At 40.2% G+C, this 14144-nt stretch carries 12 protein-coding genes; 3 read left to right on the forward strand and 9 right to left on the reverse strand.

Annotated features, from left to right (window positions below):
* Positions 1-27: 27 nt before the first annotated feature.
* The 5 genes from PL9631_RS22495 to PL9631_RS22515 form a co-directional block, all read right to left on the reverse strand.
* Positions 28-651 (reverse strand): carbonic anhydrase, encoded by a 624-nt coding sequence (locus tag PL9631_RS22495; protein ID WP_083623837.1) that lies wholly within the window; start codon positions 649-651, stop codon positions 28-30.
* Positions 648-2291, reverse strand: a complete 1644-nt coding sequence (locus tag PL9631_RS22500; RefSeq protein ID WP_083623839.1) for a SulP family inorganic anion transporter — start codon at positions 2289-2291, stop codon at positions 648-650. Before PL9631_RS22500 ends, PL9631_RS22495 begins: the two co-directional genes overlap by 4 nt.
* A 22-nt stretch (positions 2292-2313) precedes the next feature.
* On the reverse strand, positions 2314-2658 hold the full coding sequence (locus PL9631_RS22505; RefSeq protein WP_083623840.1) for an ArsR/SmtB family transcription factor: 345 nt from the start codon (positions 2656-2658) through the stop codon (positions 2314-2316).
* A 312-nt stretch (positions 2659-2970) separates the two neighbouring features.
* The gene (locus PL9631_RS22510) at positions 2971-3675 is read right to left on the reverse strand and encodes a cadmium resistance transporter (protein WP_083623842.1); all 705 of its coding nucleotides are present in this window, start codon (positions 3673-3675) and stop codon (positions 2971-2973) included.
* Positions 3676-3971: 296 nt separating this feature from the next.
* Positions 3972-6407, reverse strand: coding sequence for an exonuclease domain-containing protein (locus PL9631_RS22515; RefSeq protein ID WP_083623844.1), 2436 nt, complete (start codon positions 6405-6407; stop codon positions 3972-3974).
* Between the two features lie 423 nt (positions 6408-6830).
* Between PL9631_RS22515 and PL9631_RS22520 the strand changes: the two genes are divergently transcribed.
* On the forward strand, positions 6831-8294 hold the full coding sequence (locus PL9631_RS22520) for a DASH family cryptochrome (protein WP_083623846.1): 1464 nt from the start codon (positions 6831-6833) through the stop codon (positions 8292-8294).
* Positions 8295-8334: 40 nt separating this feature from the next.
* Here the strand turns inward: PL9631_RS22520 and PL9631_RS22525 are convergent, their stop codons facing one another.
* From PL9631_RS22525 to PL9631_RS22535, 3 genes are all read right to left on the reverse strand, one after another.
* Positions 8335-8538 (reverse strand): hypothetical protein, encoded by a 204-nt coding sequence (locus PL9631_RS22525; RefSeq protein WP_083623848.1) that lies wholly within the window; start codon positions 8536-8538, stop codon positions 8335-8337.
* A gap of 16 nt (positions 8539-8554) precedes the next feature.
* Positions 8555-9118, reverse strand: coding sequence for a peptide deformylase (gene def / locus PL9631_RS22530; protein WP_083623849.1), 564 nt, complete (start codon positions 9116-9118; stop codon positions 8555-8557).
* A 238-nt stretch (positions 9119-9356) separates the two neighbouring features.
* A complete protein-coding gene (locus PL9631_RS22535) occupies positions 9357-10316 on the reverse strand; it encodes an RNA polymerase sigma factor, RpoD/SigA family (RefSeq protein WP_083623851.1) in 960 nt (319 codons plus the stop codon).
* A gap of 424 nt (positions 10317-10740) precedes the next feature.
* Between PL9631_RS22535 and PL9631_RS22540 the strand changes: the two genes are divergently transcribed.
* Together PL9631_RS22540 and PL9631_RS22545 are read left to right on the forward strand one after the other, a co-directional pair.
* Positions 10741-11508, forward strand: coding sequence for a proteasome-type protease (locus PL9631_RS22540; RefSeq protein WP_083623852.1), 768 nt, complete (start codon positions 10741-10743; stop codon positions 11506-11508).
* 48 nt (positions 11509-11556) lie between these two features.
* Positions 11557-12417, forward strand: coding sequence for an NAD(P)-dependent oxidoreductase (locus tag PL9631_RS22545; RefSeq protein ID WP_083623853.1), 861 nt, complete (start codon positions 11557-11559; stop codon positions 12415-12417).
* 280 nt (positions 12418-12697) lie between these two features.
* Here the strand turns inward: PL9631_RS22545 and accC are convergent, their stop codons facing one another.
* Positions 12698-14050, reverse strand: a complete 1353-nt coding sequence (gene accC / locus PL9631_RS22550; RefSeq protein ID WP_083623854.1) for an acetyl-CoA carboxylase biotin carboxylase subunit — start codon at positions 14048-14050, stop codon at positions 12698-12700.
* Positions 14051-14144: the final 94 nt, after the last annotated feature.

The raw sequence follows: 14144 nt of genomic DNA on the forward strand, positions 1-14144 counted from the left end.
TTTCCTAAAAATAACAGACTATCTTGATTATATCTTTCCAGGGTTCCTCTGTCGCTTCAGGATTTCGCTAGAAGCAGAAAAAGCAGGTTTTGGAGTCACCGCTTGGAATTGCGAGTCTAAGGTAACAAAATAGAGTTCTACATCCAAACTCGGATACCGCTCACGAATCTTGGTATAGGCTTGGTTTAAATAATCAACATGGGCTTGATATTCCCGTTCGGGATTTTCATGTAGGTTAGGGTCAATTAAACTCGCATAAGCTCCACAATCTTGATGATCTAAAATGATCACTTTTTCAATGTCATGGAGTTTATAGGATAACTCTAATTGATCCCAAAAAACCGTGGCTTCGGCCTCATGGGGAAAACCAGCAATGGCTAGGGAAGCCCCGGCTAGGGCTGTCCAGTCATATTGTTGGGGTAAAATATTAGACAGAAATTGCTGTTCGGCGTTCATAAACCGAAAATCAATACAACTTAAGACTAAAGCCTTGGCGTGGTGATTTGCAGATAGAGCGGGTTTAGCAAATTCTAACAGAGGAATAGAAACAATAGTTGTTAATAGCGATCGCATAAACCAACGACGACTCAACAAATGGGAACAATTCCCCGGACAGCCACATTTTTGAATTCCCTGAAAATTATGGTTCATGTTTGAAATTCCAACTCTTTTTGTTTAACAGGTTCTTGCAAGGAGCGAATGGCTGCATCAGTGGTTTCAAAACAGTTATTTTGACCAATTTTCTCCAACAAACCACTCCGTTCTAAACGTTGCTGAACTTGAGGTTGTAGACCACTTAAAATCAAACGACAACCCCGACGTTTTAGGTCTTGATAGATGTCTTCGAGAGCCACTAACGCCGTTGTATCAATATTAGGAACAAACCGCAGTCGCAAAATTAAATACTTGACTTGAGGTTCTTCCCTTAAGAAGGTAGCAAATCGTTCTGCTGCACCAAAAAATAGAGGGCCATCCACCCGATAAACGGCAATTTCTTTAGTTAATTCCAGAGGAATACCAGGAGGAAAGGCTTCTTCTTGAGGAACTTTAGCCATTTCAAGTTCACTCATCCGCTTGATAAATAAAACACTAGCAGCAATTAAACCCACTTCCACAGCCAGAATTAAATCAAAGCCAATGGTAATCGTCCAAGTCAGTAACATCACGCCAAAATCAGCGTAATCTGCCCTGAACAGCAAACCAATGGTTTCCCATTCAATCATTCTGACACTGGTGACCATCAGAATGCCCGCTAAGGCAGCTAGGGGAATTTGAGCCGCTAGAGGCGCGAATATCACCACAATTAGGGCTAGGGCCACACCGTGAATTACTCCCGAAAGGCGGGTTTTACCCCCAGAGCGGACGTTAACAGCAGTGCGGGCGATGGCCCCCGTCGCCGGAATTCCCCCAAAAAAGGGAACAATTATATTGGCCAATCCTTGACCAATCAGTTCTCGGTTGCTATTGTGTTTATCGCTAACGGTCATCCCATCGGCTACCACGGCTGACAGTAAGGATTCAATACTTCCTAATGCTGCTAATGCTAAGGCGGGATTAATTAATTCTCGGAGTAAACCCCAATCTTGCCAATGGGGAATACCATGGGGAAGGGGTAGAGATTGGGGAATTTCGCCAATCATCTGAATATTTAGGTGAAAATAGGCCGTTAATCCAGTTGCTAATACTAATCCTACCAAAGAACCGGGAATCAGACGGGTGATTTTGACCCAAAATATTTTGGTGAAAATCACAACACTGGCAATACTAACCGTTGCCCAATTAATATTTTCTAAATGGCTAAAAGTTTGTAATAGACCGGGAAAAAAGTGTTCACTCCGAGGTAAATCTAGGCCGAAAAAATTATTCAGTTGACTACAAAAAATAATCACCGCAATCCCATTTGTAAAGCCACTGGTGACGGGATAGGGAATAAATTTCACCATTTGGCCTAATTTAGTCACTCCCAAAGCCACCTGAATGATTCCGGCCATGACTCCTGCTATCCAAACTTTCTCAATCCCGTATTTACCGACAATTCCAATTAAAATTACGGCCATGGCTCCGGTAGGCCCGGTAATTTGTACCTGTGACCCCCCACAGATAGCCGCGACAATCCCGGCGATAATGGCGGTATAAAGTCCCGCTTTGGGTTCGACTCCACTGGCTACCGCAAAGGCTAGGGCCAGGGGTAAGGCGACAATCGCGGCGGTAATTCCTCCGGTTAAATCACCTCGCCAAGAGCTAAAAATATTACCTAAGCCCAAGTTGGGTTTAACGACTTCTTCTATCATGGCTGTAGTAGTGTTGTGATAGTCATTTATGATCTTCTGAATTTGGATGTTCGAGATTTTCTAAGACATCACGCACTTCTACGAGATGGTTATTAAAAACTTCTAGGGCGGCATCGAGAACTTGAAAAATCGCCGGGTCACGGATGCAGTAGAAGATATAGTTTCCTTGGCGTCGGGCTTTGACTAGATTATAGCGACGCAGAATTGCTAACTGCTGAGAAACTGAAGATGCCTCAACTTCAATCCATTGGGCGATATCGTTAACGCTTTTTTCCCCAACACGCAAGGTGTCTAAAATCTGTATCCGCAGAGGGTTAGACAGCACTTTGAAGAAATCGGCTTTGAAGTAACTGGGCTGAAATGTCATTTCATTGGGTTTGTATCTGAGTATCTTCAAATATCTTCAGATACTTTATCACAAAAAATGTCAGCAGCAACCCGCGCTCTTGAGGATAATACGACGAGAGACAGAGGACAACCTCTTAAAGTCCCCCAATTTTGGGGGATTTAGGGGGCAAATACACTATACATTTCAAGCCATCTAGCCCCCTAGCCCCCAAATTGGGGGGAAAATAAATAATTAGGACTTTTTAGGCTGATTGCTATGATCATTGGTATGCGATCGCCTACTTTTGACACGCTATATGTAGCCTGCTTGCGTAAGTCCTGTTTTTTTCATTTATAAACTTTGAGTTTTGAATTGTGAGGCTTGAATAATTTTGATTAATCCCATTAAACACAAACAGCTAGTGATTAAAGCCAGGGGACTCAAAGAAGCACTATCTAGGATAATAAATACACCTAAACCAATTAAAATAAAGGGAACAAAATGATTTCCATAGCGAGCGAGTAAATTGGAGATATCCCGTTGACAAGTGAGTTTATAAGTCATATAACACCAAATTCCAACAAGTAACAAAAAGACTGATATAATAATCAGTAAACTAGAAATACCCGTAGAAGCAAATAAGGGCATATAGATGCTGATATTATCGCTCCCATTGGCAATCGTAATCGCTGCGACACTATAAGCTGGAGGAGAAATAAACCTAGCTAAACCAGAAGTCGGGGAAATTTTTGTTTCTAATTCTGACTCATAAGATGAATCATCATCAGGATTTAGTAACCGATTAAGTCCCATCGTAATGGGAACTAAACCCAAAAGTCCCATCCATTCCAAGGGTAACATTAAACCCCCTAAAAAACCCACCAAACTCGCGATAATTAAAGTACAAAAACCCAGATACTGACCGATGACAATATGGCGACGACGAAAGCTGGTATTAACTTGAGAAAACAACAGGGTGAGGATAACTAAATCATCCAAATTTGTAGCAGTAAAAGCTGTAATACCAGTAAAAATAGCCGTAAAAATATCATTCATTTTTATATCGCCTTAATCCTTAGAATATTCCATCTGTAAGGTCTTGTTTCAATTGGGGTTTTCCCAATAATTTTTAATTTACCGCGATTAACAGATAGAAACAAATATTCTTTGTTTTCAAAATGATAAATAAAATTAATCAATTTATTTTAAGGCTGGACAGGATAATTTACGGGTATCGGTTGCGACTCAATAACCCTGTTTTCTGTGTCGGGCGATATCTAATTAAACTTGTACATAAGTGGTGATTTAAAGAATAGGTTTAGGGAAATTTTTTAGACGATTCAGGATAATTTTTAATTCAAATCGTTTGTAATATTATGAAATAGCCAATACTCCTGATATTCTAATAGAATAAATTCCATAGCTTCTTCAAATTTTATCTCTAAATCATAATTTTGAATATCTAGGATCATTTGATAAAATAACTCAAACAAAACTCTATGATCCTGATTCCAAACCATCAGTTTTCCATTTTTAGAATGTTGAAGTTTTTCTAGCTCAAATAGGCTTTTCTGACCACTGATGGGATAATCGGTTTGATCTCGACAGAGAATAAATTTAAAATTAGGTTTCAAAACCAATAATTCATTCCAGTTTTTCATTCTATGGAAAAAGGGTGCTCCACCTAAATGCAAAAATCCCACAACAAAACTATGGGTTTTAGTTTGAATAACTAAATGTTCGGGAATTACCCGTTTTCCTAAGTGTAAAACATCAAAACTCAATGGAGAAATCACTAACATTAAGGCTTCCAAAATTGTTATTAATTTCCCTAAATCGTCACTGTCGGTCAGGATTTTAGGCTTGGATAAACTCGCTTCTAAACAAATTCGTTGCGCCTTTAAATAATTTTTGAGTTCACGTTTAGCTGCGGAATCAAAAGAGGGGACAAACCCGAATAATTCCCCATTAAATATTTCTAAATTTGGCTGATTTTTGTCTTCTAAAACCTTAAAAATTTGTGTCATTCCCTGTTTCATTTGTTCCAGTTCAATTTCTAACTGTTTTAACCGTCTTTCCATCTCACCTTCATCGGTTTGTAATACGGGAATCAGTTGATGTTTTGGGAGAGGAATTCCATCGACTTTATAGCGGTAATAATCCGCCGCCACATTGAGGACTGTCCGAATAGAAATATGATTTAAAATCGCAGTAATTTCATCCACTTCAAATAAATCATCCAGAGTGACATCTAAACCTTGTAATTTTAAATTTAATAACTGTTTTAACTCTTGATTGGAAGGACGGTTAAGCAAGACTTGGGACTGGGATACCCGATCAATAATTGACCCGTCAAAAACCTGTTTAAATTGTTGCCAGCGATCGGGAAATAGGTTTAAAATAATTAAACTATTGGGAACATGGGTAAAAATCTCTTTAATTGCAGTTCCAAAACAGTTTAATAACCGTTCATTGTGTTTTAATCCTAATCCTTCTAACTGGTCAAAAACAATGATTAAAGGTTCATCTAAGAGGGATAAACACCCCAAAACCTTTAACGCCTCTAAAGACGCTTCCTCCCGACTCAATTCATCTTCCCAAGAGGGCAAACCCACCCGGTCTAATTCTTCTTGGGGGAGATTATTCATTGCTAACCATTGGGTAATAATTTGACGGCGATTAAAGTCCGTATAGCCACAAAATTTCACAATTCCCTGTAAAAATTTAGGGGCGTAACCCGCGGCGGAAAAGTTATTATTCCACCACTCCAAAGCCCGTTTTTCAATATGTTGCCAAAACTCCCGTTTTGTTTTGGTTTCCGCCTGGGATAAGTCGGTAAATAGCTTTAAATTTCCCCCTTGAATCAGTTGTAATATCTTTTCATCTCTTTGGGTTTTTGAGGTAAAATAGTTATCAGTAGATTTAATAATTTCGGCAAAACTATTCGCTAATAAATACTCAAGCTGAGTATGAATACTATTCGGAACAATTTGGATTAAGGATTCTAAAATTCGACTATAGGTATGGAATAAAACCGTATCCGGGTTATTGGGTTGACGGATAAATAATAATCTATTTTTGGCTAATAAATCCTTGGCTAATCGCATCATTAAATGGGTTTTTCCCGACCCGGGTTCCCCAATCACAATCGCCCCTTTTGTTTGATGATTAAAGTCTAATTTAATATCGCCTAAAATAGCTTTTAAGCGATCGCATTCCTCCGCAAAAATCCCTCGAAAATCCGGGTGATCCTGAAAGGGAGTATCAACCCGACTGGTGCCAAAAGGGTTGGGTTGGGTTTTTAATTCTTTTTTGAGAAATTCATTGACAATATGTTTATAAAGTTGATAGGTAAATAACGCATCATATTTAGCTCGATGGGCAGAATCTTTGATAAAAAATTGACCCTCTAATTTCAGTCTCAGATGTTTACTTAAAGCCTCTAAAGAATGACTATTTAATTGGGGTAAATAGCGTTGAGCTAGTTCAAAACTACACTGAAAATCTAATTGAGGAGCAGAGATTCCCGCGGCTTTAAACGTATTTCTTAATACTTCAATATCATGTTGAGCATAATGACAAATAATGACTTGAGATTGGGCAATTTCCAGAAATTCTGTTAAAATTACTTTCAAGGGTTTAGTTAGATGGGCAATTTTAGGACTTTGGGGATGATTTTCCACAAAGGCTTCATACATTAATTCTCCTTGATCATTGACAATTGCTAATTCTCTTAAAATTGGTTGTCCTTCCGTATCAATAACAATAAAGTTTTTTGTAGTTTTCATAGTAATTCATCACAATAAATAGTCGGTACACAGAGAAGCACATGATCGAAATCACAAGATTTGCTTGATTTCCCTCACTCCCTTCTTTGTTCATTGTCACTCAAATTGAACGTTATTATCACAGAATTTTAGAGATAAGCGTCCCTGATTTAACCGCGAAAATACGGAATAATTAAATTATTGAGTTGATCTCTATTCTTTCCACCGTTAAGGATTTGGAGGGTGATTATGAAAGTTTATCCCAAACCACTGCGCTCAAACCCCTACAATAGTTACCGCGACCCTAAAACCGGACGCTGGTTAGTTGTCAAACCCCTGGAGAATTCGGCTAAAATGGATTAAGTGTAACGTTTTGTAAATCCGTGAGTTCAACTAACCGACGGACTACTAAAACGAACTTAACCCTTTAGACGGCCAATTCCTGTGACCCCAAAACGAATTTTAATCTGGTATCGAAACGATTTACGACTTCATGACCATCAACCCTTATCCTCAGCATTAAACACGCAAGCACAGATTATTCCTGTGTATTGTTTTGACCCCAGACAGTTTAAAAAAACCTCCTATGGATTCCCCAAAACCGGAGCTTTTCGCACTCAATTTTTATTAGAAAGTGTTACAGATTTACGTCAATCTTTCAGAAAGTTAGGAAGTGATTTAATCATCCGTGAAGGGAAGCCAGAAATAGTTATTTCTGAATTAGTTAAAATCCTAAATATTGATGCGGTCTATTATTATCAAGAAGCCACTTCCGAAGAATTAACCGTAGAACAAAATTTAAAAACTGCCTTAGCTGCTTTAGGAGTTGTTGTTAAATCCTACTGGGGTGCAACCCTTTATTCTATCGCTGATTTACCTTTTTCTATTCCTCAACTTCCAGAAATTTTTACTCAATTTAGAAAGCAAGTTGAATCTAAATCAATTATCAATACTCCGTTTTCTTCCCCTCAACAATTACCCCCTTTACCCGAAATTGAATTAGGAGAATTACCCACAATTCAAGATTTGGGTTTAGAAATGCCTGTTTTTGATCATCGGGCGGTGATGGAATTTAAAGGCGGAGAAACCGCAGGATTAGACCGTTTAAAAGATTATATTTGGGAACAGGATTGTCTAAAAACCTATAAAGAAACCCGCAATGGAATGTTAGGGGCAAATTATTCTTCTAAGTTTTCCCCCTGGTTAGCTTTAGGCTGTTTATCTCCCCGACTAATTTATAATACAGTTCAAATTTATGAAAAAGAACGGATCAAAAATGATTCAACTTACTGGTTGATTTTTGAATTATTATGGCGAGATTATTTTAAATTTATTGCTTTAAAACATGGAAATAAAATATTTTATCCTCAAGGTCTACAAGGAATAGAAATTCCTTGGAAAGACAATCCCAAACAGTTTGAACAATGGCAACGGGGAATCACTGGTTTTCCCTTAGTTGATGCGAATATGCGAGAATTATTAACCACAGGATTTATGTCAAACCGAGGGCGGCAAAATGTAGCTAGTTTCCTGACTAAAAATTTAGGGATTAATTGGCAAAGGGGGGCAGAATGGTTTGAATCTTTGTTAATTGATTATGATGTTTGTAGTAATTGGGGTAACTGGAATTATACCGCGGGAGTGGGTAATGATGCCCGAGGATTCCGTTATTTTAATATTCTCAAACAATCGAAAGATTATGATCCGAATGGAGATTATGTTAAACACTGGCTCCCCGAATTAAGGGATTTACCGCCCTCAAAAGTTCATCAACCTGGGAAATTATTACCCGTTGAACAAAAACGCTTTGGGGTAATTTTAGGCGTTGATTATCCTCAACCCATGGTTGATTTAGAAAAATCTGTTCAAGCAAATCAATTGATTTATGAAGCTGCGGTGAGAATTTAAGATCTGTAGGGGTAATTCATGAATCACCCCTACTATAGTTTTATTCCTGATTCATTTGAGCATCTTTAACCGCAGCAAAAAATAGAAATATACCTAAAGGAATACTCAGGGCTAAAATCACACTGGTGGTTAAACCGCCCAGTTGGGGATCGCCTGACGAGAGTTCAAAGACCGAACCCACCGATGCGATCGCCGCCACACAAGATCCTAATAACAAAACCATACTTTTTGGAGTGCCGACCATCTGGAATTATCCTATATTATTTAACAGATTTAACCGCTTTAGGCGAGAATTTATGCTTGGTCAATTCTTCATTTAAAGCCAATTTATTCTCGACTCTATCGACAAACAAAACCCCCTGCAAATGATCCATTTCATGTTGAATGGCACGACATAATAATTCCGTCGCTTTCAGGGTGCGCGGTCTGCCATTTTCATCTTTAAAAGATACTTCTATCTCCTCCGGGCGAGTCACATCCATATAAACCCCCGGAATACTCAAACATCCCTCTTGAAATGGTGAAATTTCCGTACTGGATTTAATAATTGTTGGATTAATCAAGACTAAGGGAGGAGTGGCAGCGTTATCGGGTTCGCAGTCGATCACAATCACCTGTTTATTCACCGCCACTTGGGGGGCAGCTAAACCAATACCGTCCGCACTGTACATGGTTTGTAACATCTCCCGCACCAGTTGACGAATTTCGTCATCAATCCGCGCTACCCTTTTGGCAGGAGTTCTTAAGGCGCGATCGCCTAAAAAGTGAATCTCAAAGGGAGGTTTTTCTAACTTTTTCTTTTCAACTAAAACTTGTACGGTCATAGAAGGGTTACTCTGAACTTCTGAAACAATCTGGTGAACTCAGTCGAAAGATCGCCCCTCCGACTCGTTTTCAAAACCGTGAGGGGTGACTTTCATCTCCGACGGTTTCTTAAATTATACGGTGCTGATCACCCATAAAGAGCGATATCCTGGGACATTCTCACCTCCTTTTGATGTAGAAATGTTTTCAGCCAACATCCCTATGCTTTTGGTTGATGTTCTCCCCTAAATTGAGAATTTAACTCGCCATATAGTCATCAATATCTTTTTTACGTTTTCGCAATTTTGTTAAAGCTTCTCTTTCAATTTGTCGAACTCGCTCTCGACTAATATTCAAGCGATCGCCAATTTTAGCTAAGGTTAAACTTTGCCCATCTTCTAAACCAAATCGCAACGATAGCACCTGACGCTGTTGTTCGGTTAAATCAGCCATCATTACTTCTAAATCGGTGCGGAGGGAAGATTGCAAGGCAAAATCCTCGGGAGATGTTCCCGTATCTTCTAAAAGATCCCCTAACTCCGTATCTTGGTTATCGCCCACCCGCAAATCCAGGGACAGAGGCAGACGAGCCCGTTCTAAATATTCCCGAATTTGTCGCGGGGTAAGTTCTAATTCCACCGCCAATTCCGCCATGGTCGCGGCTCGCCCGAATTTTTGGGCCAATTGACGTTGGGCTTTTTTAATTTTGTTGAGTTTTTCGGTAATATGAATCGGCAGACGAATGGTACGGCCTTTTTCAGCGATCGCCCGGGTAATCGCCTGACGAATCCACCAATAGGCATAGGTGGAAAAACGATATCCTTTGGTGGGATCAAATTTTTCGACGCCACGCTGCATTCCAATGGTGCCTTCTTGGATCAAGTCCAGTAGGTCTACATTCCGTTTAATGTACTTTTTGGCAACGGACACCACCAAACGCAAGTTAGCCTCCACCATTTTGCGTTTCGCACTTTGGCCCTGTTCCATCACCCGCTCTAATTGCGCTTCCGATAGTCCCACTGCTTCCGCCCATTCTGCTGGGCTCGGCGCTCGACCTAAACTGGTGGCTAGATCTTCCCATTGATTTTGAACAGCATTCAAGTGTTGTACTTGTTTGCCATAGATAATTTCTTGCTCATGGGTGAGCAGGGGAACGCGACCAATTTCTCGTAGATAAGCGCGTACAGAGTCTGTGTCTGAGGTTTTAGCAAATTTCATGGCTCATCTCCGGCTGGATACCTTAACCTATAAAGGTTTGATACGTCAAGCCCCTACTCGAAGCGCGAAAAACGATATCTTTCGTGATCAAGTACGGACGGTTAGCCTAGGTGTTAGTACCTGGGGGTTTTTTCAATGTTTAAGCTCTATAACGCTAATTTGCCGTTACAGTCTTAACATAACTACATTATATGTTAAGAAGTTTAACATTTCTTAAAGTAACTGACTATCCCCCCTAGGAGCGGAATCTCCAAAGGCCAGACGCTATATTCCTAGGAGGGTAGCCTGTAACAGTTTTTTTGATTGCATCACACAAAACAAAATCTTCATGTTCCCTTAACAGTTGATATCGGTTGACAGGTTCCGTCCCAGAAGTCTATGCTCTAAGGTTTGGCAGTCTGCTGATTTTGTTTAAACTTCATTTATGACTTATTGTTTAGGAATTATTACGGATACGGGCTTTGTGATGGCTTCGGACTCCCGCACGAATGCTGGGGTTGATCATATTTCTACCTATCGAAAATTATTTGATTTCTCTAAACCGGGCGATCGCGTTATCCTATTATGTACTGCCGGAAATCTTTCCGTTACCCAGGGGATTGTCAGCGAATTAGATCGGGATATTAAAAGTCAGGAAGATGTCAATTTACACAGTCTTCCCTCCATGTATGAAGTGGCTCGATATATTGGGACAAAACTCAGAAAAGTTCAAGAAATTGATGAGCATTGGCTGAAAAAAGACGGGATTGAACCGAAATGCTCCATGCTATTAAGCGGTCAAATCCAAGGACAAGAACCTTGTCTATTTTTGATTTACAGCCAAGGTAATTTTATTCATGCCACCAAAGAAACACCTTTTTTACAAATCGGAGAAACCAAATATGGTAAACCTATTTTAGATCGCACCCTCAGTTTCCAAACCCATTTAGAAGCGGCGGCTAAATGTGCCTTACTTTCGATTGATTCTACGATGAAATCTAATATTTCTGTGGGGCCACCGATTAATTTAGTTTTGTATGAAAAAGATAGTTTAGAAATCAAAAATTTTCTGAAACTGCGTTTAGGTGATCCCTATTTAGCCAAAATCCGTAAGGTTTGGGAAGAATGTCTCAAACAAGGATTTAATGAAATTCCCGATATCGATTGGCAACATCGAGGTAGTGATTTCTCGGAAGATGTTTTAATTGATTAGCTAATCGTATTCTTTGAATTGTAGCCCTATTATTCTATCGCAGTTAACATGAAAATTGGAGTCATTGGAACCGGGTTAATGGGATTACCCATAGCCCTAAGAATTCTGGAAATGGGATTTAAAGTGATGGTTTATAACCGCACAACCTCTAAAGTCGAACCACTAAGAGAAGCTGGAGCAACAGTAGCAGGAACTCCCCAAGGTTTAATCGCTGCTAGTGATTGTATTCTGTTAATGTTAACCAATCAAGAGGCGATTGAGTCGGTATTATTCCGGGCGGAATTTCAATCGATTTTATCTGGAAAAACAATTATTTCTATCGGAACAATTTCCCCAACGGAAAGTAAAAATATCCAAAAAGAAATACTTAAAGCTGGGGGAAACTATTTAGAAGCACCCGTTTTAGGAAGTATTCCCGAAGCCAAATCCGGGACACTACAAATTATGGTGGGTTCCACCGAAGCCCAGTTTAAACAGTGGTTTCATGTCTTACAACCATTAGGAGAACCCAAATATATTGGGGAAGTTGGAAGTGCATCAGCCTTAAAATTAGCCTTAAATCAGTTAATTGCTTCCCTCACAACCGCTTTCGCCCTGAGTTTGAATTTTGTTCAAGGTCAAGGAGTTGATATCGACCTGTTTATGGAGATTTTACGCAAGAGTGCCTTATATGCTCCTACTTTTGATAAAAAATTACAACGGATGTTAGAAGAAAATTATCAAAACCCTAATTTTCCTACCAAACATTTATTAAAAGACACGAATTTATTTTTAAAAGAAGCTGCCACCATGGGGTTAAATGCCAGTTCTTTAGAAGGGGTGAGAGGCATATTAGAAAAAACTCAAAAACTGGGAAAATCAGAGGACGATTATTCCGCCTTATTTACTGCGATTAAAAAGGAGAGTTAGATTCCAAAACTATAGCGCTAGGGAACAGGGAATAGGCAATGAGTTTGCACAGATAGGACTTACGCAGAAACCGGGTTTCTGAACGATAAATGTTGATTTTATCCGCAAAATCAGGGCCAGAAACCCGGTTTCTTTGGTCTTGTGCGGAAGTCCTGACAGATTTAGTAGAGACGTGCGGTGAGCACAGCGATGCCGTAGGCTATTGGCGCGTCTCTACAACTGTAATGCGTAGCGCTATTGGGCGCGCCGTCCCCCCAAAGGAAAATCAAGCTATAGTTTTCTATTCCCCTTTTTTCATCATTTTTTCCACAAAATTGGTATAAATTTCTCCTCGAAGAAATTCGGGATTTTCTAATATTTTTTGATGAAATCCGATAGTCGTCGGAACTCCGGTAATTGCAAATTCCCGTAAAGCTCGTTTCATTCTTAAAATTGCCGTCGGACGGTCTGGCCCCCAAACAATTAACTTGCCAATTAAAGAATCATAATAGGGAGGAATTTCATAATCCGTATAAACATGGGAATCAATTCTCACCCCATTTCCCCCCGGCGGTAAATAACCACTAATTCGTCCAGGGTGGGGGCGGAAATTGTACTCAGGATCTTCGGCGTTAATCCGACATTCGATGGAATGACCGCGCAAAATTACTTGATTTTGAGTTAATAATAACTTTTCCCCTTGGGCGATGCGAATTTGTTCAGCAATTAAATCTAATCCAGTGATCATTTCCGTAACCGGATGTTCCACTTGAATTCGGGTATTCATTTCCATAAAATAGAAATTGCCCGACTGATCAACTAGAAATTCAACCGTTCCCGCCCCGGTATAATTAATCGATTTAGCCGCTTTTACCGCCGCCGTTCCCATCTTTTGACGCAGTTTAGGAGTAATAAAAGAACTCGGTGCTTCTTCTAATAGTTTTTGGTGGCGTCTTTGAATCGAACAATCCCTTTCTCCCAAGTAAATTACATTGCCATAATTATCAGCTAAAATCTGAATTTCAATATGGCGAGGACGTTCAATAAATTTCTCTAAATAAACCCCCGGATTGCCAAAGGCGGCTTCCGCTTCCCCCTGGGCGGCGGCAAAGAGTTTGGGGAGTTCCGAATCTTCCCTAACTAACCGCATTCCCCGACCTCCCCCCCCGGCGGTAGCCTTAATAATCACCGGATAACCGATTTTGCGGGCCAGTTGTAGGGCTTCTTTATCATCACTCAGGAGTCCATCACTGCCCGGGACGGTGGGAACTCCGACCCGTTGCATGGTTTCCTTGGCCGTTGATTTGTCTCCCATTGACCGCATAGCGTGGGGTGTGGGGCCAATAAAAGCAATATCATGATCGGCACAAATTTCGGCAAATCGGGCGTTTTCGGCTAAAAATCCATAGCCGGGATGAATGGCCGTGGCGTTACGAGTCAGGGCGGCGGCGATAATATTGGGAATATTCAAATAACTTTTACTACTGCTGGGTTCCCCGATACAAACGGCTTCATCGGCCAGTTGGACATGAAGGGCGTGGCGATCAACCGTTGAATGAACAGCAACCGTCGCAATACCCATTTCCTCGCAGGTGCGAAGAATCCGTAAAGCTATTTCCCCTCGATTGGCAATTAATATTTTTGAGAATCGCATCTTTAATATCAGAAAACAAGATTTATCAACCGCTTTGTAGTAAGCCCTAAAGGGCTTAGTCTTCTGGGGAAGAAAGCCCTTTAGGGCTTACTAC

It is taken from the genome of Planktothrix paucivesiculata PCC 9631 (assembly GCF_900009265.2).
Lineage (GTDB): Bacteria > Cyanobacteriota > Cyanobacteriia > Cyanobacteriales > Microcoleaceae > Planktothrix > Planktothrix paucivesiculata.